This window comes from Kosakonia sp. (assembly GCF_032052965.1).
GTDB lineage: Bacteria > Pseudomonadota > Gammaproteobacteria > Enterobacterales > Enterobacteriaceae > Kosakonia.
This window is the reverse complement of record NZ_DAMBVN010000030.1, coordinates 13,034-33,722: the sequence shown is the minus strand read 5'-3', so window position 1 is coordinate 33,722 and position 20,689 is coordinate 13,034. Positions and strand designations below refer to the sequence as shown.

Below are 20,689 nucleotides of genomic sequence, written 5' to 3'. Positions count from 1 at the left end.
CAGGTTGTTCTGAGTCATCAGCGACAGGGTGTTAGTATTAATAACAGCCATGATATTTATCCTTCATTGAGAAATTTATATTCCGGTAAGCGCCAGCGGCTTCATCACCGTCATAATAGTTATCGACGGGGTGATAAAACTCTTTAGCTATTTTTTGCTATTTTTCGTCGCTTTTATTCGCTCGCCGCCCATAAAAAAAGCGCCGACATGCGGCGCTTTTTCACAAGCATATTTGCGTAAACTATAATTAACGCAGCAGGGACAGCATGGTCTGCGGAACCTGGTTTGCCTGAGCCAGTACAGAAGAACCGGCCTGTTGCAGGATCTGCGCTCGCGACATGTTCGATACTTCGGTCGCGTAGTCGGAGTCCTGAATACGGCTGCGCGCTGCAGACAGGTTGTTCACGGTGTTGTTCAGGTTGGTGATGGTGGACTCGAAACGGTTCTGAGACGCACCCAGCAGGCTGCGCTGATCGTCAACCGCTTTGATGGCCGCATCGATGTCTGCCAGCGGGCTGCCGTCAGTGGCACCGCCGGTGGTCACAGTACCGCTCAGTACGTCGAAACCTTCTGCAGAAGTAGAACGCGCAGTGCCGTTCACCAGGCCGCCAGTTGCGCCGGTTGCAGAAGAAGTGCTGAACAGGTTGTAAGAATCAGACTTGCTCAGGCTGATGGAGATGGTTTCGCTGTCTTTCGCGCCAACCTGGAAGCTGTAGCTGCTGGAGCCGGTACCGGTGTTCAGGACTTTGATGCCGTTGAAGTCGGTCTGCGTGGTCACACGGTTGATCTCTTCCATACGCTGGTTAACTTCAGCCTGGATGGAGTCGATGTCGGAAGCAGAGTTGGAGCTGTTCTGCGCCTGAACGGTCAGGTCACGGATACGCTGCAGGTTGTTGTTGACTTCGCTCAGCGCGCCTTCAGCAGTCTGCGCCAGAGAGATACCGTCGTTGGCGTTACGGGCAGCAACGGTCAGGCCGTTGATGTTGGAAGTAAAACGGTTAGCAATGGCCTGACCCGCTGCGTCATCTTTTGCACTGTTGATACGCAGACCGGAAGACAGACGCTCAATCGCCGTCCCCAGAGAAGACTGGGATTTGGTCAGGTTGTTCTGAGTCATCAGAGACAGGGTGTTAGTATTAATAACAGCCATGATGTAATTCCTTCGAAAAAAAAGTTATCAGATTCAGGCATCTGCCTACGGTTTACTCACCGTCACCCTCGTTATCGACCGTGTTTCTGTAACCTTTAGGAGAAAACATCATTTTTTTAAAGCGTTAAACTGCCCGCTATTCATTAGCTTTATTTCGCCATTGTTTTATAAAAAACCCTCTAATCTTTTCGCAGTCGCTGCCGATAATCCCCTCAGTGATTGTCCAAAACTGGAAGGATGAAGATATGTCAAGTATTAGTTCGCTCGGCGCAGGCACCAGCCTTGACCTCAACACGCTGTACGCTAACTTGCAAACAGCGGAAGAGACCAAACTTACACCGATTACGACGCAACAGACTTCGTATAAGGCAAAACTGACAGCCTGGGGCGTGGTACAAACCTCACTGACCAAGCTGCAAACTGCCGCTAATGCATTGAAAAACACCTCGAACATTGCGGCAACAAAAGTCTCCAGCACCAACACCGCGTTTAGCGCGACGCTCGCTAACACGGCGGCGGCGGGTACTTATTCTATCGACGTAACTTCACTGGCTGCGTCACAGTCTCTGCTCAGCCCGAAAGTGGCCAGCAAAGATACTGACTTAGGTGATAGCAGCATGAGCTCGCGCACCATCACCATTTCTCAGCCGGGGCAAACTAACCCGATGACGGTGACGCTGTCGAGTGATAAAACCAGCCTTGCAGACATTCGCGATGCGATCAACAAACAGCAAGGTAGCGTGACTGCAAGTGTGATCAAAGCGGACGACAGCAGCTACTACCTGGCGCTGACCTCACGCGATAGCGGCCTTAAAAACCAGATGACCATCACCACGGATGATGCGCAACTGGCGCAGTACATTAGCTACGATTCAACGAATCCCAGCAGCACCAGCAACAAGATGACCCAACAGGTCGCTGCCTCTGATGCAAAAGTTAAAATTAACGGGATCGAAATTACCCGTAGCAGCAATACGATTACCGATGCGCCTGAAGGCGTAACACTGACGCTGAATAAACTGACCACGTCTGGCTCGCCAGAAACGTTGTCGGTCACAAAAGATAACGCGCCGATGACGGCTGCAATCCAGGCGTACGTGGATGCTTACAACTCCCTGCAAACCACTATCGCTAACCAGACGAAATACACCGCGGTAGATAAAGGCAGCGATGCACAAAGCACCGCCAACGGCGACTTGTTAGGCGATGGTACACTGCGTAATATCCAGACGCGCCTGCGTTCAGTATTGTCCGCAAGCCAGGGCGCAACCGGGAGCAGCGTTTCTATCCTGTCGCAACTGGGCATTACTCAGGATACTTCCGGTAAACTGACCGTTGACAGCACCAAGCTTGATAAAGCGCTGAACGAAAAATCAGCCGATGTGATCAGTTTCCTTTCCGGGGACGGTAAAACCACCGGTTTTGCGACCCAGGCCAGTAACCTGCTGTCCGGCTTTTTAGGGACATCAGGCTCCGTGCAGAATGCGACTGATGGTATCAACAAAACGCTGAAACGTTTGTCCGATCAATATGACCGCACCAACGCGCAAATTACCGCGACGATGGCGCGTTACAAAACACAGTTCACCAGTTTGAGTTCATTGGTTTCTTCTCTGACATCCACTGGTAACTATTTGACTCAGCAATTTAATGCAATGAACGCATAAACCAGTTAGTTGAGGTTTGACATGTATACGAAATCGGGAACTCAGGCCTATGCTCAGGTCGGCGTGGAAAGCGCCGTCCTGAGCGCCAGCCCGCATCAACTCGTGGTATTACTTTTTGACGGGGCGTTAAGCGCCATGAAAAAGGCTGCGATACTGATTGAGCAGGGAGATATTCCCGGTAAAGGACAGGCGCTTTCAAAAGCGATAAATATCATTACCAATGGTTTGCGGGCCGGGCTCGACCACGAAGTTGGTGGCGAGCTCTCCGCTAATCTGGACAGTCTTTATGACTATATGACACGACGTCTTTTACAGGCAAACCTCCACAATGACCTCTCAGCCATTGATGAAGTTTCAACGTTGCTGAACAACATCGCTGATGCCTGGAAAGAGATTGGCCCCACTCATCAATCCGCGCGGGACACTTACTAATGGATGCAAATCTCGGGTTGCTCCACCACTATCAGCAGCTGTTGGTCGTCAGCCGTACCATGCTTATCCTCGCAAAGGAAGGGCGTTGGGACGAGCTTATTGAACACGAAGTCGGCTATATCAAAGCAGTAGAAAAGCTGACCAAATTCCAGAATGCCAGTGAAATTGCGCCTCAGTTGCAGGCGCAAATTCGCCCTGTGCTGCAACAAGTTCTGGATAACGAAGTCATTCTGAAAGAACTATTGAGCCAGCGGATGGACGAATTACGGACATTGGTTGGACAAACATCCCGACAACATAACTTGCATTCGACATATGGACGTCTTTCCGGAAACATTCTCTTTCCCAATGAGATTTAACCCTCATGCCCGGCGGGTGAGCCTGTAATATCATTCACCCGCCAGGTTTGTTCTTACTCACCGCTCTCTCCCACTATTCCTCCCTCCGTCATCATCAGTGCCCCGTTGCGCTGGGATGAAAAATGCGATCTCTGTCAGCTTTTTTAAAATCTCATCCATACTTCCAGAGTCACATTCTGGAGCGTGCAAACATGAAGAACCCCACCCTGTTACAAACCTTTCATTGGTATTATCCCGACGGCGGCAAGCTGTGGCCGGAACTGCGTGAGCGCGCCGCGGGTTTCAACGATATTGGCATTAACATGGTCTGGCTTCCCCCCGCGTATAAAGGGGCCTCCGGCGGTTATTCTGTGGGTTATGACAGTTACGATCTGTTTGACTTAGGCGAATTCGATCAGCACGGTTCGATCGCCACCAAATACGGCGATAAAGCCCAGTTGCTCGCCGCCATCGACGCGCTGAAACAGAACAACATTGCCGTTCTGCTGGATGTCGTGGTGAATCATAAAATGGGCGCTGATGAAAAAGAGTCCGTCCACGTCAACCGGGTTAATGCGCTCGATCGCACGCAAATTGACGAGCAGGTTATCGAGTGCGAGGCCTGGACTCGTTACACCTTTCCTGCCCGCGCCGTGCAATATTCCCGATTCATCTGGGATTTTAAATGCTTCAGTGGTATCGACCATATTGAAAACCCGGATGAAGACGGGGTGTTTAAAATTGTCAATGATTACACCGGCGAGGGCTGGAACGATCAGGTCGATGATGAACTGGGCAACTTTGATTATCTGATGGGCGCGAATATCGATTTTCGCAATCATGCCGTAACCGAAGAGATTAAATACTGGGCGCGCTGGGTAATGGAACAGACCCACTGCGACGGTTTTCGCCTTGATGCGGTTAAACATATTCCCGCATGGTTCTACAAAGAGTGGATTGAGCATGTGCAGGAAGTGGCGCCAAAGCCCCTCTTTATTGTTGCAGAGTACTGGTCGCATGAAGTGGAAAAACTGCAGCAATATATTGCCCAGGTCGAGGGTAAAACCCTGCTGTTTGATGCCCCGTTGCATATGAAATTCCACGAAGCGTCGAAACAGGGGAGCGATTACGACATGCGTGAGATTTTTACGGGTACGCTGGTCGAAGCCGATCCGTTTCATGCCGTCACGCTGGTCGCCAATCACGATACGCAGCCATTGCAGGCGCTGGAAGCGCCGGTTGAAGCCTGGTTTAAACCCCTGGCCTATGCGTTGATCCTGCTGCGGGAAAACGGCGTGCCGTCTGTGTTTTACCCGGATCTGTACGGCGCAAGCTATGACGACACCGGCGGTGACGGCGAAAATTATCACGTTGATATGCCGATCATCGACAAACTCGACCAGTTGATTCTGGCTCGCCAGCGCTACGCGCACGGGGTACAGACATTATGGTTTGACCATCCGAACTGTATCGCCTTTAGCCGCAGCGGAACCGCCGACGATCCCGGTTGCGTAGTGGTGATGTCCAACGGTGACGCGGGAGAAAAACAACTGGCGCTGGGTGAAAATTACGGCAACAAAATGTGGCGGGATTTCCTCGGCAACCGTGAGGAGAGCGTCAGCACAGACGAAAAAGGCGTTGGCGTGTTTACCTGTAACGGTGGCAGCGTTAGCGTATGGGTGATGGAAGAAGTGCTGTAGCGTGATGCCGGGTAGTGCACCTACCCGGCCTGGCGTTTATCGTGCGATATCCAGACCTGCGGCCACCCGCGCCTGCTCACACTCTGCTGTCGGTTTATCGACTTTTTTCAGCGTTAAGCCGTCAACTTCCAGCGACGCCCCTTCCTGCTCAATGCGATACACGTCCAGATTCTGCGTCACGTTATAGAGCTTGCCATCGTTACGCATTAACTTACCAGGCACAGCGATAACCCGCTGCCACTGCCGGCAATCCAGGGTGTTACCGCTGGCAGTCACAATGAGGCTGGCCACCGCCTGCGGACTGACCAGCTTGCTTTGCGGCCCGGCAGACTGCCAGTACCCTACTAACCCTGCAGGCGCAGGTTGTTTCACCACTGCCTGATAATTATCGACCTGCATACAGCCGCTTAGCAGCATAACTGCGCCAAGGATCACTCGCTTTTTCATCTTTTGCCCTGCTCGCGAAGAAAAAAATATTGTGGCATTAAAGCGTTATCGCCGCCAGCCTTTCCCCGGTGCAGGTAAGTTTGATCTGTACCAGGTTTTCACCGTTTTTTGCATCCGGTTTGACGGGTGCCCGTGTATTATCCGGGTTCTTTTTCTCTTCCCCACCGACCCTTCTGAGTTCAGAGGTTTTTTGATTATGTCATGGCAACAATTTAAGGACCGTTTCTTAATAAAGTTCTGGTCCCCTGTCCCGGCGGTTATCGCTGCGGGTATCCTTTCTACCTACTATTTTGGTATCACAGGCACGTTCTGGGCGGTGACCGGCGAATTCACCCGCTGGGGCGGCCAGCTGTTACAACTGGCTGGCGTCCATACTGAAGAGTGGGGCTATTTTAAATTAATCCATCTTGATGGCACACCGTTGACCCGCATTGACGGCATGATGATCATTGGCATGTTTGGCGGCTGTTTTGCAGCGGCGTTATGGGCCAACAACGTTAAAATTCGCTTTCCTCACAGCCGAATTCGAATTGCACAAGCAATTGCTGGCGGCATTATTGCCGGCTTTGGCGCACGGTTGGCGATGGGGTGTAACCTTGCGGCATTTTTTACCGGCATCCCACAGTTTTCGCTGCATGCCTGGTTTTTCGCCGTAGCAACAGCCATCGGTTCCTGGTTCGGCGCCCGTTTTACTCTGCTGCCGCTTTTCCGCATTCCCGTGAAAATGCAGAAAGTCTCCGCTGCCTCGCCACTGACGCAAAAGCCCGCACAGGCAAAACGCCGCTTTCGCCTCGGGGTGCTGGTTTTTGCAGGCATGCTTGGCTGGGCGCTATTCACTGCCATGAACCAGCCGAAACTGGGGCTGGCGATGTTGTTCGGTGTCGGCTTTGGTTTACTGATTGAACGGGCGCAGATCTGCTTCACCTCTGCGTTCCGTGATATGTGGATCACCGGTCGCACTATGATGGCCAAAGCCATTATCTTTGGCATGGCGGCCAGCGCGATTGGCATTTTCAGCTACGTCCAGTTGGGTGTTGAAGCCAAAATCATGTGGGCCGGCCCGAATGCCGTCATCGGCGGTTTGCTGTTTGGTTTCGGTATTGTTCTGGCCGGCGGTTGCGAAACGGGCTGGATGTACCGCGCGGTAGAAGGCCAGGTGCATTACTGGTGGGTGGGCCTGGGTAATGTGATCGGCTCTACCCTGCTGGCTTACTTTTGGGATGATCTCTCCCCCGCGCTGGCTACCCATTGGGACAAAGTCAATTTGCTGAAGACCTTCGGACCACTCGGCGGTTTGCTGGTGACCTACCTTCTGCTGCTGGCCGCGCTGCTGTTTGTGATTGGCTGGGAAAAGCGTTTTTTCCGCCGGAAAACCCCTGCCACTTCACCTGTTAAGGAGATCGCATGAGTATTGTGCCTGACTATCGGCTGGATATGACCGGCGAACCGTGCCCCTACCCGGCAGTGGCAACTTTAGAAGCGATGCCGCAGCTTAAAAAAGGGGAAATTCTGGAAGTGGTCAGCGACTGCCCACAGTCGATTAATAATATCCCGCTTGATGCGCGTAACCACGGTTACACCGTGCTGGATATTCAGCAGGATGGGCCGACCATCCGTTATTTGATTCAGAAATAACCCTCCCCCCCTCTCCCACCAGAGAGGGGGAATTTACCCGACGAAATGGCGTATCTCCCCCTGTGCATCCATAAACATGCAGCGATTACGCCCGGTCTGTTTGCCGCGGTACATCGCCGCATCGGCGCGTTCCTGCGCCCGGGTTAGCGTTTCGCCTGTGCGAACACGCGTCACGCCGAGGGTTGCAGTGATCCTGAGCGCCAAATCGTCATGATAGATAGTGCGATCGGCAATCGCGTTGCACAGGCGCAACGCGATTTTACAGGCTTCCTCATCACCCGCCGCGCACAGTAAAAGAATAAACTCTTCACCACCGTAGCGGTAAGCCGTATCGCAGCCCTGCGCCCACTCTCGCAATTGCCGGGCCAGCGCGCGTAAAACCGCATCGCCAACCAGGTGCCCCCAACTATCATTGATATTTTTAAAGCGATCGATATCCAGCATCAGCATATAGACAGCTCGGCCTTGTGCTGCCTGTAACCGCTGAGAAAATGTTTCGTCGAGCGCCCTTCGGCCGGGTAAACCGGTTAAGGCATCAATACCATTACGCATATTTAACAGGTATTTTCGGTAGTCATTAGTCGCCGAAGAAAATAACTGCAGGCACGATTTAAAATCCGTAAATTCGTGCTCAGAGACACGCCCCTCAGAAACGGCCAGTAATAATTGATGGCCACTTTCATGTAAACGTGAATGCGCATGATAGATCGCCTGTATGCATACCCCCTCTCCATGCTCTGCACGGGGTTTTGACTGCAACCAGCGGCCTACTGGGCAGGATTCATGAGAAGACGCAGGGATAATTTCAGCGGCCGAAGTCTTCGCAGAAGCAATTTCCACCATGATATTTACCAGCCATGTGTAGTGCGTATCGATGGCTTTATCCAGACTCGCAAGTGCTGTATCAATTTGGCATGTTTCTCTGAACATCATCAGCCCTCACACTGTAATAATGGACGGCCGGAAGTGTAAAAAACAAAAAGTATGGATACGTAAATATAATTAATACAGGGAAAAGGAAGCGAACGCGCAGAATTACGTTATTGACGAATGGACAAAATAAAAGCAGGGCGCTCAGCACGCAGGAGTGTTACCGCGCACTGTACGCCCAACGCACAATCTCTTCGCAGGCTTACGCCGAACTAGAGTTGCATGTTCATAACGTCCTGGTAGGCAGAGACCAGTTTGTTACGTACCTGAATCCCCATCTGCAACGAGATAGAGGATTTTTGCAGATCGGTCATCACGTCATTCAGCGCCACGCCCGGCTCACCGAGTGTGAATTTTTCCGCCTGAACACGTGCCGCATTCTGTGTGTCGCTAATGCGATCCAGCGCAGCATGCAGTTGCCCGGCAAAGCTGATTGTCGGTTCGCTCTCCACGCTCTGATTACGCGCAACCCCTGCAGTGGCCTGCAGCTGGCTGACGACGCTTTCAATGCCCTGTATAGCCATGTTTTTTCCCCGGATGGTTTGGTACCAGACAAGGTTAACAGCTTGTCAATGAGATAATGGCGGTAAATAGCGATAAAAAACCAGGTTATTTGAGGCATAGAAAATTCGGATTCATCAAATAATGGCAGGGCCATGTTAATGGACCAATGTCGAGTTTGCCGACCCGGGAGTCAGTTTTGTTTCTCAACTCAAATAACAACATCCGCCCAGAGTTAAGAGGTGCGCAACAATGAGTGCGACTGCTACAACTGCACCGCAGAATAAATCTCTTGAGTGGATTAACCGCTTACGCGCGAACCCCAAAATCCCTTTAATGGTGGCCGGGGCTGCGGCCGTTGCCATCATTGTGGCGATGGTCCTGTGGGCGAAAAGTCCTGACTATCGCACGCTTTATAGCAACCTGTCCGATCAGGACGGTGGCGCTATCGTTACACAGTTAACCCAGATGAATATTCCCTACCGTTTCTCTGACGCCGGTGGGGCTATTGAAGTGCCAGCAGATAAAGTGCACGAGCTGCGTCTGCGTCTCGCCCAGCAGGGCTTGCCGAAAGGCGGCGCGGTGGGTTTTGAACTGCTGGATCAGGAAAAATTCGGTATCAGCCAGTTCAGCGAGCAGGTTAACTACCAGCGCGCACTGGAAGGCGAACTGGCCCGCACTATCGAAACGCTGGGGCCGGTAAAAGGCGCGCGCGTACACCTCGCCATGCCAAAACCGTCTCTGTTTGTGCGTGAGCAGAAATCACCTTCTGCCTCTATCACCGTGAACCTCGAACCAGGCCGTGCACTGGATGATGGTCAAATCAGCGCTATTGTGCATTTGGTATCCAGCGCCGTCGCTGGCCTGCCCGCGGGCAACGTCACCGTTGTCGACCAGAGCGGTCGCCTGCTGACCCAATCCGGTACTGCCGGTCGCGATCTGAACGATGCACAACTGAAATACACAGCCGATGTTGAAGGGCGTATCCAGCGTCGTATTGAAGCCATCCTCGGCCCAATCGTCGGTAACGGCAACGTGCACGCGCAGGTAACCGCGCAGCTCGATTTCGCTAACAAAGAGCAGACCGAAGAGCAGTACAGCCCGAACGGTGATCCGTCGCAGGCAGTAATGCGTTCGCGCCAGGTTAACAGCAGCGAACAGATTGGCGGCCAGAATCAGGGTGGCGTGCCGGGTGCACTCTCCAACCAGCCTGCGCCAGCGAATAGCGCGCCGATCACGACGCCGAATGCGAACCAACAGCAGAACGGCCAGCAGAATCAAAATGCGCAGGGGCAGCAGAACGGTCAGACCACGTCGACCAGCACCACCACCGGGCCGCGTAACACGACACATAACGAAACGACCAACTTCGAAGTTGATCGCACTATTCGCCACACCAAAATGAATGTGGGCGATGTGCAACGTCTTTCGGTTGCTGTTGTCGTTAACTACCGTACCCTGGCCGATGGCAAAACCGCAGCGCTGACTGCCGACCAACTGAAACAGATTGAAGATTTGACCCGCGAAGCGATGGGCTTTACCGAAAAACGTGGCGATACGCTGAACGTGGTGAACTCTCCGTTTAACACCACCGATGATGTGGGCGGTCAACTCCCCTTCTGGAAACAGCAAGCGTTTATCGATCAGTTAATGTCCGCCGGTCGCTGGCTGCTGGTGTTGATTGTCGCGTTCATCCTGTGGCGTAAAGCTGTACGTCCGCAGCTGGTACGTCGTCAGGAAGAAGCGAAAGCGCTTCAGGAAGCCGCACAGGCGCGTGCAGAAATCGAAGAGTCCGTGGAAGTTCGCCTCAGCAAAGACGAGCAGCAACAGCAGCGTCGTTCTAACCAGCGCATGAACGCTGAGGTAATGAGCCAACGTATTCGCGAAATGTCAGATAACGATCCGCGCGTCGTCGCGCTGGTCATCCGCCAGTGGATGAGTAACGAACATGAGCAATAATCTTACCGGAACGGACAAGAGCGTCATCCTGCTGATGACCATTGGCGAAGACCGTGCAGCGGAGGTGTTTAAGCACCTCTCTGCCCGGGAAGTCCAGCACCTGAGTACCGCGATGGCCAGCGTGCGCCAGATTTCCAACAAGCAGCTGATGGATGTGTTGCAGGAGTTCGAGAACGAAGCGGAACAGTTCGCGGCGCTGAACATCAACGCCAACGACTACCTGCGCACGGTTCTGGTAAAAGCCCTTGGCGAAGAGCGTGCCTCCAGCTTGCTGGAAGATATTCTCGAAACCCGCGATACCACCAGCGGCATCGAAACGCTCAACTTTATGGAGCCGCAGAGCGCCGCAGACCTTATTCGCGACGAGCATCCGCAGATCATCGCCACCATCCTTGTGCACCTCAAACGTGCACAGGCGGCAGATATCCTTGCGCTGTTTGACGAACGTATGCGTCATGACGTAATGCTGCGTATCGCCACCTTCGGCGGCGTACAGCCGGCAGCGCTGGCGGAACTGACCGAAGTGCTGAACAACCTGCTCGACGGCACCAACCTCAAGCGCAGCAAAATGGGCGGCGTGAGAACGGCGGCGGAAATCATCAACCTGATGAAAACGCAGCAGGAAGAAGCGGTTATTACGGCAGTTCGCGAGTTCGACGGCGAGCTGGCACAGAAAATTATCGACGAGATGTTCCTGTTCGAAAACCTGGTGGACGTGGACGACCGCAGCATCCAGCGCCTCCTGCAGGAAGTGGACTCCGAATCCCTGCTGGTGGCCCTCAAAGGTGCCGAACCACCATTGCGCGACAAATTCCTGCGCAACATGTCGCAGCGTGCGGCAGATATCCTGCGCGACGACCTTGCCAACCGCGGCCCGGTTCGTTTGTCTCAGGTGGAAAACGAGCAGAAGGCAATCCTGCTTATTGTTCGTCGCCTGGCAGAAACCGGCGAGATGGTGATTGGCAGCGGCGAGGATACCTATGTCTAATGAAATGCCGTGGAAGGTCTGGAAGCCCGATGACCTTGCCCTTCCTGTTAGCGCCGAGTTTGCGCCCCTGCACAAGCAGAATGACGAGCCGGCTGTAGACGAGGAAGAGGACGCATTATCTGCGGAGCAGAAGCAACAACAGCAACTGGCGCAAATCCAGATGCAGGCGCACGAGGCAGGTTATAACGCCGGTCTGGCGGAAGGTCGCAAGGCTGGTCATGACGTGGGCTATCAGGAAGGTCTGGCCGCCGGTCACGAGCAGGGGCTAAACCAGGCGCGCCAGCAACAGGCACCGCTGCATGCACGCATGCAGCAACTGGTCAGCGAATTCCAGTACACACTGGATGCGCTGGACAGTGTGATCGCCTCCCGCCTGATGCAGATGGCGCTCGAAGCCGCGCGTCAAGTGCTTGGCCAGGTACCCATTGTTGATAACAGCGCGCTGATTAAACAGATCCAGTTGCTGTTGCAGCAAGAGCCGCTGTTTAGCGGTAAACCGCAGCTGCGCGTCCATCCGGACGATTTGCAGCGCGTTGAAGAGATGCTGGGCGCGACGCTGAGTCTGCACGGCTGGCGTTTGCGCGGTGACCCGACCCTGCATCCAGGTGGGTGCAAAGTGTCCGCCGATGAAGGCGATCTCGACGCCAGTGTGGCAACACGCTGGCAGGAACTGTGCCGTCTGGCGGCGCCGGGAGTTGTTTGATGACTGCACGTTTGACCCGCTGGCTGACCACGCTGGATAACTTTGAAGTGAAGATGGCGCAACTGCCGTCTGTACGCCGTTACGGCCGCCTGACCCGTGCCACCGGGCTGGTGCTGGAAGCCACCGGCCTGCAACTGCCGCTGGGCGCGACCTGCATTATTGAGCGTCAGGATGGCCTGGAAATGCGCGAAGTCGAAAGCGAAGTGGTGGGCTTTAACGGTCAACGTCTGTTCCTGATGCCGCTTGAAGAAGTAGAAGGTATTTTGCCTGGCGCGCGCGTCTATGCCCGCAGCGTAACAGGCGACAATTTACACAGCGGAAAACAGTTGCCGCTCGGCCCTGCCCTGCTTGGCCGCGTCCTCGACGGTGGTGGTAAACCTCTTGACGGGCTTCCGTCACCGGACACCGGTGAAACCGGCGCGCTGATCACTCAGCCGTTTAACCCGTTACAACGTACGCCGATAGAACATGTGCTGGACACGGGTGTACGCGCTATCAATGCCCTGCTGACCGTCGGTCGCGGTCAGCGTATGGGGTTGTTCGCCGGTTCCGGCGTTGGTAAGAGCGTGCTGTTAGGCATGATGGCCCGTTATACCCAGGCCGACGTGATCGTCGTCGGTTTGATTGGCGAACGTGGCCGTGAAGTCAAAGATTTTATTGAGAACATCCTCGGCGCAGAAGGCCGCGCTCGTTCGGTGGTCATCGCTGCACCAGCGGATGTTTCTCCGTTATTGCGTATGCAGGGCGCTGCGTACGCGACGCGCATTGCTGAAGATTTCCGCGATCGCGGTCAGCATGTGCTGTTGATTATGGATTCCCTGACGCGCTATGCCATGGCGCAGCGTGAAATTGCGCTGGCTATTGGCGAGCCGCCAGCAACGAAAGGTTATCCGCCGTCTGTCTTCGCCAAATTACCGGCGTTAGTGGAACGTGCAGGGAACGGTATTCACGGCGGAGGCTCTATCACCGCGTTCTATACTGTACTTACAGAAGGCGATGATCAGCAGGATCCTATTGCTGACTCAGCACGCGCTATTCTTGATGGTCACATCGTATTGTCGCGCCGTCTGGCGGAAGCAGGTCACTACCCCGCCATCGACATCGAAGCCTCAATCAGCCGTGCTATGACCGCATTGATTACTGAAAAACATTACGCAAGAGTTCGAAATTTCAAACAGTTGCTGTCGAGTTTCCAGCGTAACCGCGATCTGGTGAGCGTTGGCGCATATGCGCGAGGCAGCGACCCAATGCTGGATAAAGCCATTGCATTGTGGCCGCAACTCGAAGCTTTCTTGCAACAGGGCATCTTCGAACGTGCCGGGTGGGAAGATTCTATGCAGGCGTTAGAGCTGATCTTCCCGACAGCATAATGTAGTGGAGGCTGACTTCATGACGCAAAACAGCGCATTGACGACGCTTAAAGATCTGGCAGAGAAAGAAGTTGAAGACGCAGCGCTGAAGCTGGGCGAAATGCGTCGCGGCTGCCAGCAAGCCGAAGAGCAGTTAAAAATGCTGATTGATTATCAGCATGAGTACCGTAGCAGTCTGAACAATGATATGAGTCAGGGCATTGATAACCAGCGCTGGCAGAACTATCAGCAGTTTATTCAGACCCTGGAAAAAGCCATAGAACAACATCGCCACCAGTTAACGCAGTGGACCCAGAAAGTGGATGTCGCACTCGGTTGCTGGCGCGAGAAAAAACAGCGCTTACAGGCCTGGCAAACTCTGCAGGACAGGCAAAGCGCCGCAGCATTACTGGCGGAAAACCGCCTCGATCAGAAAAAGATGGATGAGTTTGCACAGCGAGCCTCCCTGAGGAAAACAGAATGATTACGTTGCAAAAACTGCTAGTTACAGAATCAGATGCAACCACCGGCGCGCAAACGAGCAAGGCCGGCGGCGATTCCGCTCAGGACTTCCTCGCTCTGCTCACCGGCGCGATGTCCGGCACGGGTGCGCAAGGCCTGGAGGGCGATGCCCCCCTCACCCTCGCTGACCTGCAGGCTGCCGCGTTAAGTGGCAAGCTGGCGAAAGGTAAACTCGCAGCGGCCTCTGGTGAAGAAGCACAAACCCCGGCGCAAAAACTGGCTGACTTGCTGGCGCGCCAAAGCACAAAAGCGGATGTGACCGCGACCGCAGAAAGCAACGCAGAGATGCAGAATTTACTGTCGGGTCTGTCTCCTGCCAGCAAAAGTGATGTGCTGGCCGCGCTGACAAAAACAGCGAAGGCCTCCGATGAAAAAAGTGAATTAAGCGATGAAGATCTCGCGAATCTCAGTGCGTTGATGGCGATGCTGCCGCACCAGCAATCACAGCAACTGTCCACGGCGCAAACAGCGAGTACAACCACTGCGGCAACCCGTGCCAGTGATGTAGGCGCAGCCGCAAACCGTGCCCTGAATAGCAGCGCGCTGACCACCGATGCCGCGGGCGATTTACCACGCGCAACGGGCAAAGGTTTGCATGATGGCGTAGCCGGTAACGCGCAAGGTACCGATGATGCCTCACAATCAGCCACTTTTGCTGCGGCGCTGGCTTCGCGTAAAGAGACCGATCACGCCGCCCAGCAGACCACCAGCACCACCGTGAGCATGGCGCCCGTGACAACAACTGCCAGTGCGGCGCAGGCCAGTGCGCCCGTCGCCGCCCCGGTGATCAGCGCTCCGCTGGGCAGTCATGAGTGGCAGCAGAATGTGAGCCAGCATGTAACGCTGTTTACCCGTCAGGGTCAGCAGAGTGCGGAACTGCGCTTACATCCGGAAGATTTGGGTCAGGTGCAGATCTCTATCAAACTGGAAGACAACCAGGCGCAGTTGCAAATGGTGTCCGCTCATAGCCATGTTCGTCAGGCGCTCGAAGCCGCGCTGCCCATGCTGCGTACATCGCTGGCTGAAAGTGGCATTCAACTTGGCCAGAGCAATATCAGCAGCGAAAACTTTGCCAGCCAACAGCAGCAGCAACAGTCTTCGCAGCAACAGCAATCTTCTCGTTCGGGCTCCGGCGATCTGTTTGGCGCGGATGAGGGCGACGCGTTAGTGGCCCCGGCGTCCTTGCAGTCTGCCGCTCGCGGTAACGGCGCAGTCGACATTTTCGCCTAAACGCCAGAGGTAGCATGATTATCCCCGTCTTTTCCGCGCTTTGTTGGCAGCAGGACACGGGATAATCATTGCATAAGCAGTACTAACAGGAAGCCCGTAACCGATGACTGACTCCGCTATCTCTAAAAAACGTAAGCGCTCCATCTGGATCCCGCTGTTGGTGTTAATCACCCTCGCGGCATGCGCCACTGCTGGCTATAGTTACTGGCGTATGCAACAGAAACCTGCGGCAAGCGCTAAAGCGGAACCACCTCCGCCACCGCCTGCACCGGTCTTTTTCGCTCTGGACACTTTTACCGTGAACCTGGGCGATGCCGACCGTGTGCTGTATGTGGGCATCACGCTGCGTCTGAAAGACGACGCAACGCGTGCCCGCCTGAGCGAATATTTGCCAGAAGTCCGCAGCCGTCTGCTGTTGCTGTTCTCACGTCAGGACGCTACGCAACTTGCTACCGACGAGGGCAAACAGAAACTTGCCACCGCGATCAAAGAAGCACTCGCAGCGCCGTTAGTGCCAGGACAACCTAAACAGGAAGTCACTGACGTTCTTTATACAGCTTTCATTTTGCGGTAAAGACATGGGCGATAGTATTCTTTCTCAGGCCGAAATCGATGCGCTGCTCAACGGAGACAGCGATAAGAGTGATGATCCGCAACCGGGCATGGGTGGCGACAGTGAAATTCGCCCCTATGATCCCAATACCCAGCGCCGCGTGGTACGTGAACGTCTGCAGGCGCTGGAGATCATCAACGAACGTTTTGCGCGCCAGTTCCGTATGGGGCTGTTTAACTTGCTGCGTCGTAGCCCGGATATTACCGTAGGCGCGATCCGCATTCAGCCATACCACGAGTTTGCGCGTAACTTACCTGTTCCGACCAACCTTAACCTGATTCACCTGAAGCCATTGCGCGGTACAGGCTTGTTCGTCTTCTCGCCAAGCCTGGTGTTCATCGCCGTGGATAACTTGTTCGGGGGTGACGGACGTTTTCCGACTAAAGTGGAAGGCCGTGAATTCACGCATACTGAACAGCGCGTGATTAACCGCATGCTGAAGCTGGCGCTTGAAGCTTACAGCGACGCGTGGAAGGCCATTAACCCGCTGGACGTGGAATATGTCCGTTCCGAAATGCAGGTTAAGTTTACGAACATTACTACATCGCCGAACGATATCGTTGTTAACACGCCTTTCCATGTGGAAATCGGCAACCTGACGGGTGAGTTCAATATCTGTCTGCCGTTTAGCATGATTGAGCCGCTGCGCGAAATGTTGGTGAACCCGCCGCTGGAAAACTCACGCAGTGAGGACCAGAACTGGCGTGATAACCTGGTCCGCCAGGTTCAACACTCTGAACTGAATTTGATTGCTAATTTTGCGGATATCCCTCTGCGTTTGTCGCAAATACTGAAGTTGCAACCCGGCGATGTACTGCCGATTGATAAACCCGATCGTATCATCGCTCATGTAGACGGCGTACCGGTGCTGACCAGCCAGTACGGCACGGTCAACGGACAATATGCATTACGTGTAGAGCACTTGATAAACCCGATTTTGAATTCGCTGAATGAGGAACAGCCCAAATGAGTGATATGAACAATCCGTCCGATGAGAACAACGGAGCACTGGACGATCTGTGGGCTGACGCGTTAAACGAACAAAAAACCACAACCGGTGGCGGCAAGAGCGCAGCTGATGCTGTGTTCCAGCAACTCGGTGGTGGCGATGTTGCCGGCACGCTCCAGGATATCGACCTGATTATGGATATCCCGGTCAAACTGACGGTAGAACTGGGCCGTACCCGTATGACCATTAAAGAACTGCTGCGTCTGACGCAGGGTTCTGTGGTGGCGCTGGACGGGCTGGCGGGCGAACCGCTGGATATCCTGATCAACGGTTATCTGATTGCGCAAGGTGAAGTTGTGGTCGTGGCCGATAAATACGGCGTGCGTATCACCGATATCATTACGCCTTCCGAGCGTATGCGCCGCCTGAGCCGTTGAGGCCCTTATGAAAACGCAGGCTACGGTCAGTCAACCTTCTGCCGTTCCCGGTTCGCCACTGCTGCAAGTCAGTGGCGCACTGTTTGGCATTATTGCCGTGATCCTGATAGCCGCATGGCTGGCCAAACGGCTGGGCGTTGGCGGAAGAACCGCTGGCGGCCGGGGTTTAAAAGTCAGCGCCAGCACCACGGTTGGCCCGCGTGAACGTGTGGTCATCGTGGATGTTGAAGACGCGCGACTGGTGTTGGGCGTCACCCCTACCCAGATTAATCTGTTGCACAAACTTCCTCCCGCGCCAGCTGAAAGTGAAGTCGTGAACGAAAAAAATGCGGACTTCCAGTCCGTGATGAAGAATTTGCTTAAGCGTTCCGGGAGATCCTGATGCGCCGTTTGTTATCTTTTGCGCTGGCGGGGCTATTTTTGTTTGCGCCTGCCGCGTTCGCTCAACTTCCCGGACTGGTAAGCCAGCCACTGGCGAACGGTGGTCAGAGCTGGTCACTGCCAGTGCAGACCCTGGTATTTATTACCTCCCTCACCTTCCTGCCTGCCGTGCTGCTGATGATGACGAGTTTTACCCGCATCATTATCGTCTTTGGCCTGCTGCGAAACGCGCTGGGTACGCCCTCTGCGCCACCTAACCAAGTATTGCTTGGCCTGGCGCTATTTTTAACCTTTTTTATTATGTCGCCGGTGATCGATAAGATTTACACCGACGCCTATCAGCCGTTTAGCGAAAATAAGATCTCCGTTGACGTGGCGCTGGACCGTGGGGCGCAGCCGCTGCGCGAGTTCATGCTACGCCAGACCCGTGAATCCGATCTGGCACTGTTTGCCCGTCTGGCAAATACCGCGCCTATTCAGGGGCCGGAAGCCGTGCCGATGCGTATTCTGCTGCCAGCCTATGTGACCAGCGAGCTGAAAACCGCATTCCAGATTGGTTTTACGATTTTTATTCCGTTTCTGATTATCGACCTGGTTATCGCCAGCGTGCTGATGGCGTTGGGGATGATGATGGTACCTCCGGCGACTATCGCCCTGCCTTTCAAGCTGATGCTGTTTGTACTGGTGGATGGCTGGCAGTTGCTGGTCGGTTCGCTGGCACAAAGTTTCTACAGTTGAGGATAAAGCATGACGCCAGAATCGGTCATGATGATGGGCACCGAGGCAATGAAAGTTGCACTCGCTCTCGCTGCCCCACTACTGCTGGTCGCGCTGGTTACCGGTCTGGTGATCAGTATTTTGCAGGCAGCAACGCAAATTAACGAAATGACACTCTCCTTTATCCCGAAAATCATTGCCGTGTTCGTTACGATTGTGGTTGCCGGGCCGTGGATGCTGAATTTACTGCTCGATTATATGCGCGGTCTGTTCAGTAACATCCCCTATATCATCGGGTAACACAGCGTATGCTGAATATCACCAGCGATCAGTGGCTCGAGTGGCTGAATATGTATTTCTGGCCGCTGGTGCGCGTGCTGGCGCTGATCATGACCGCCCCGATTTTGAGTGAGTCTCGTATTCCCCGCCGGGTAAAACTGGGGCTGGGGATCCTCATTACGGTGGTGATCGCCCCGACGTTGCCGCAGGTACCGAATGTACCGATCTTTTCCGTCACCGGATTATGGCTGGCGATGCAGCAGATGCTGATTGGCATCGCGCTCGGCTTTACCATGCAGTTTGCTTTTGCCACCATTCGTACCGCAGGTGAACTGATCGGCTTACAGATGGGCCTCTCGTTCGCCACCTTTGTCGATCCAACCAGTCATTTAAATATGCCGGTGCTGGCACGCATTCTTGATATGCTCGCGCTGTTATTGTTCCTGACTTTCAACGGGCATTTATGGCTTATATCAATGCTGGTCGATACCTTTCACACGCTGCCGATTGGCGGTGACCCGGTAAACAGTAACGCTTTCCTGGCGTTAACGCGCGGCGCGGGCCTCATCTTCCTCAATGGGCTCATGCTGGCATTGCCGATTATTACCCTGCTGCTAACCATCAACCTCTCCCTTGGTCTGCTGAACCGTATGGCACCGCAATTATCGGTGTTTGTGATCGGTTTCCCTGTGACGCTGAGCGTCGGTATTTTGCTGATGGCGGCGATGATGCCGCTGGTAGCACCCTTCTGCGAACGGTTATTCAGCGAGATTTTCAATCTGTTAGCTGAGATCGTCAGAGAATTGCCGAAAAGTCCAAATCCCTGATTTTCAGGCTGCCTCTTTGAGGATAATCCTAAAGTTAAATTCGCAAAACATCTTCCACCTTATATCTGGCGCGGTTTATTTGTTTTTAACGTCCTCACAGAACGCAACATTTACTTTACTTTAAGATGATTCCTGGCAAATTATACCTAACTTTACGGGATAGTGGGTTTCGCCTGAGGGTCAGGTTGCATTTCAGTAATATCAGTTTCTTTCCTGTACAGCTTCTGAAGCTTCTGGCGGTGGTGAATTATCGTTACGCATTGAGTGAGGGTATGCCATGTCAACGATTATTATGGATTTATGCAGTTATACCCGGTTGGGATTAACAGGGTATCTGACAAGTCGGGGGGTTAAAAAACGAGAAATCAACGACATAAAAACCGTTGATGAACTCGAATCAGCTTGCGCCACATTCCAGCCATCCGTGGTGTTTATTAATGAAGACTGCTTTATTCATGACCCAAGCAGCAGTCAACATATTAAGCAAGTCATTAATCAGCATCCCCGAACGCTATTTATTGTATTTATGGCCATTGCCAACATCCACTTTGATGAATATCTATTGGTTCGTAAGAACTTATTGATCAGTTCTAAATCGATTAAGCCTGAGTCGCTGGATAATATCCTTGGAGATTATCTTAGCAAAGAGAAAAAAAGTGTCGGGACAATTAATTTACCCACGCTTTCATTGAGTCGCACCGAGTCCAGCATGCTAAAAATGTGGATGTCCGGGCAGGATACGATTCAAATTTCCGACCAGATGAATATTAAAGCCAAGACGGTATCATCACATAAGGGGAATATAAAAAGAAAAATTAAAACGCATAATAAACAAGTGATTTACCATGTCGTTCGGCTGACGGACAACGTCACGTCGGGTATATTTGTTAATATGCGTTGAGGGAATGGTTATCTCTTCACCCTCCCTGGCAGGA

24 protein-coding genes are annotated in these 20,689 nt (G+C 53.5%); 20 read left to right on the top strand and 4 right to left on the bottom strand.

The genetic code is table 11. The annotated features are described in order from the left end of the window. Positions 1-247: 247 nt before the first annotated feature. Positions 248-1,150, bottom strand: coding sequence for a flagellin (locus RTX30_RS22175; protein WP_312691569.1), 903 nt, complete (start codon positions 1,148-1,150; stop codon positions 248-250). Between the two features lie 245 nt (positions 1,151-1,395). Here RTX30_RS22175 and fliD point away from each other — a divergent pair, with 245 nt between their 5' ends. From fliD to amyA, 4 genes are all read left to right on the top strand, one after another. Next, complete coding sequence (gene fliD / locus RTX30_RS22170) at positions 1,396-2,817, top strand: flagellar filament capping protein FliD (RefSeq protein WP_312692930.1); 1,422 nt, start codon at positions 1,396-1,398, stop codon at positions 2,815-2,817. A 21-nt stretch (positions 2,818-2,838) separates the two neighbouring features. Continuing rightward, entirely contained in the window at positions 2,839-3,249 is a 411-nt protein-coding gene (gene fliS / locus RTX30_RS22165) for a flagellar export chaperone FliS (RefSeq protein ID WP_312692928.1), read from the top strand. Then, on the top strand, positions 3,249-3,608 hold the full coding sequence (gene fliT / locus RTX30_RS22160; RefSeq protein WP_312692926.1) for a flagella biosynthesis regulatory protein FliT: 360 nt from the start codon (positions 3,249-3,251) through the stop codon (positions 3,606-3,608). The genes fliS and fliT overlap by 1 nt, the downstream gene beginning before the upstream one ends. A 191-nt stretch (positions 3,609-3,799) precedes the next feature. Then, the gene (gene amyA, locus RTX30_RS22155) at positions 3,800-5,287 is read left to right on the top strand and encodes an alpha-amylase (protein WP_312692924.1); all 1,488 of its coding nucleotides are present in this window, start codon (positions 3,800-3,802) and stop codon (positions 5,285-5,287) included. 36 nt (positions 5,288-5,323) lie between these two features. Here amyA and yedD read toward each other — a convergent pair whose 3' ends face one another. Beyond that, positions 5,324-5,734: a lipoprotein YedD gene (gene yedD, locus RTX30_RS22150; RefSeq protein WP_312692922.1), complete on the bottom strand. Its 411-nt coding sequence runs from the start codon at positions 5,732-5,734 to the stop codon at positions 5,324-5,326. Positions 5,735-5,930: 196 nt separating this feature from the next. Between yedD and yedE the strand changes: the two genes are divergently transcribed. Both yedE and yedF read left to right on the top strand, forming a co-directional pair. Beyond that, on the top strand, positions 5,931-7,142 hold the full coding sequence (yedE, locus tag RTX30_RS22145; RefSeq protein ID WP_312692920.1) for a selenium metabolism membrane protein YedE/FdhT: 1,212 nt from the start codon (positions 5,931-5,933) through the stop codon (positions 7,140-7,142). After that, a complete protein-coding gene (gene yedF / locus RTX30_RS22140; RefSeq protein WP_312692918.1) occupies positions 7,139-7,369 on the top strand; it encodes a sulfurtransferase-like selenium metabolism protein YedF in 231 nt (76 codons plus the stop codon). The genes yedE and yedF overlap by 4 nt, the downstream gene beginning before the upstream one ends. Positions 7,370-7,402: 33 nt before the next feature. On the opposite strand, the gene RTX30_RS22135 is transcribed toward yedF, so the two are convergent. Next, the gene (locus tag RTX30_RS22135; protein WP_312692932.1) at positions 7,403-8,299 is read right to left on the bottom strand and encodes a diguanylate cyclase; all 897 of its coding nucleotides are present in this window, start codon (positions 8,297-8,299) and stop codon (positions 7,403-7,405) included. Positions 8,300-8,511: 212 nt separating this feature from the next. Next, positions 8,512-8,823, bottom strand: coding sequence for a flagellar hook-basal body complex protein FliE (gene fliE, locus RTX30_RS22130; protein WP_312692916.1), 312 nt, complete (start codon positions 8,821-8,823; stop codon positions 8,512-8,514). 229 nt (positions 8,824-9,052) lie between these two features. Between fliE and fliF the strand changes: the two genes are divergently transcribed. The 14 genes from fliF to rcsA all read left to right on the top strand — a co-directional run bounded on the left by fliF (position 9,053) and on the right by rcsA (position 20,655). Then, positions 9,053-10,759 carry a flagellar basal-body MS-ring/collar protein FliF gene (fliF, locus tag RTX30_RS22125; RefSeq protein WP_312692914.1) on the top strand — a complete coding sequence of 569 codons (1,707 nt, stop codon included), beginning with the start codon at positions 9,053-9,055 and terminating at the stop codon, positions 10,757-10,759. Continuing rightward, the gene (gene fliG, locus RTX30_RS22120; RefSeq protein WP_312692912.1) at positions 10,749-11,747 is read left to right on the top strand and encodes a flagellar motor switch protein FliG; all 999 of its coding nucleotides are present in this window, start codon (positions 10,749-10,751) and stop codon (positions 11,745-11,747) included. The genes fliF and fliG overlap by 11 nt, the downstream gene beginning before the upstream one ends. Further along, a complete protein-coding gene (gene fliH / locus RTX30_RS22115; RefSeq protein ID WP_312692910.1) occupies positions 11,740-12,450 on the top strand; it encodes a flagellar assembly protein FliH in 711 nt (236 codons plus the stop codon). Before fliG ends, fliH begins: the two co-directional genes overlap by 8 nt. After that, positions 12,450-13,820, top strand: a complete 1,371-nt coding sequence (gene fliI / locus RTX30_RS22110) for a flagellar protein export ATPase FliI (protein ID WP_312692908.1) — start codon at positions 12,450-12,452, stop codon at positions 13,818-13,820. Before fliH ends, fliI begins: the two co-directional genes overlap by 1 nt. 19 nt (positions 13,821-13,839) lie before the next feature. After that, a complete protein-coding gene (gene fliJ, locus RTX30_RS22105; RefSeq protein ID WP_312692906.1) occupies positions 13,840-14,283 on the top strand; it encodes a flagellar export protein FliJ in 444 nt (147 codons plus the stop codon). Beyond that, complete coding sequence (gene fliK, locus RTX30_RS22100) at positions 14,280-15,551, top strand: flagellar hook length control protein FliK (protein WP_312692904.1); 1,272 nt, start codon at positions 14,280-14,282, stop codon at positions 15,549-15,551. The genes fliJ and fliK overlap by 4 nt, the downstream gene beginning before the upstream one ends. A gap of 103 nt (positions 15,552-15,654) precedes the next feature. After that, positions 15,655-16,125 (top strand): flagellar basal body-associated protein FliL, encoded by a 471-nt coding sequence (gene fliL / locus RTX30_RS22095; protein ID WP_312692902.1) that lies wholly within the window; start codon positions 15,655-15,657, stop codon positions 16,123-16,125. A gap of 4 nt (positions 16,126-16,129) precedes the next feature. Next, positions 16,130-17,134 carry a flagellar motor switch protein FliM gene (gene fliM / locus RTX30_RS22090; protein ID WP_312692900.1) on the top strand — a complete coding sequence of 335 codons (1,005 nt, stop codon included), beginning with the start codon at positions 16,130-16,132 and terminating at the stop codon, positions 17,132-17,134. Then, positions 17,131-17,550: a flagellar motor switch protein FliN gene (gene fliN, locus RTX30_RS22085; protein ID WP_312692898.1), complete on the top strand. Its 420-nt coding sequence runs from the start codon at positions 17,131-17,133 to the stop codon at positions 17,548-17,550. Before fliM ends, fliN begins: the two co-directional genes overlap by 4 nt. Before the next feature lie 7 nt (positions 17,551-17,557). Then, positions 17,558-17,932, top strand: a complete 375-nt coding sequence (gene fliO, locus RTX30_RS22080) for a flagellar biosynthetic protein FliO (protein WP_312692896.1) — start codon at positions 17,558-17,560, stop codon at positions 17,930-17,932. Beyond that, positions 17,932-18,669, top strand: a complete 738-nt coding sequence (gene fliP / locus RTX30_RS22075; protein WP_312692894.1) for a flagellar type III secretion system pore protein FliP — start codon at positions 17,932-17,934, stop codon at positions 18,667-18,669. Before fliO ends, fliP begins: the two co-directional genes overlap by 1 nt. Before the next feature lie 9 nt (positions 18,670-18,678). Beyond that, positions 18,679-18,948, top strand: coding sequence for a flagellar biosynthesis protein FliQ (fliQ, locus tag RTX30_RS22070; RefSeq protein ID WP_312692892.1), 270 nt, complete (start codon positions 18,679-18,681; stop codon positions 18,946-18,948). A gap of 8 nt (positions 18,949-18,956) precedes the next feature. Continuing rightward, complete coding sequence (fliR, locus tag RTX30_RS22065) at positions 18,957-19,754, top strand: flagellar biosynthetic protein FliR (protein WP_312692890.1); 798 nt, start codon at positions 18,957-18,959, stop codon at positions 19,752-19,754. A gap of 277 nt (positions 19,755-20,031) precedes the next feature. Beyond that, positions 20,032-20,655: a transcriptional regulator RcsA gene (gene rcsA / locus RTX30_RS22060; RefSeq protein ID WP_312692888.1), complete on the top strand. Its 624-nt coding sequence runs from the start codon at positions 20,032-20,034 to the stop codon at positions 20,653-20,655. The last annotated feature ends 34 nt before the right edge of the window (positions 20,656-20,689 follow it).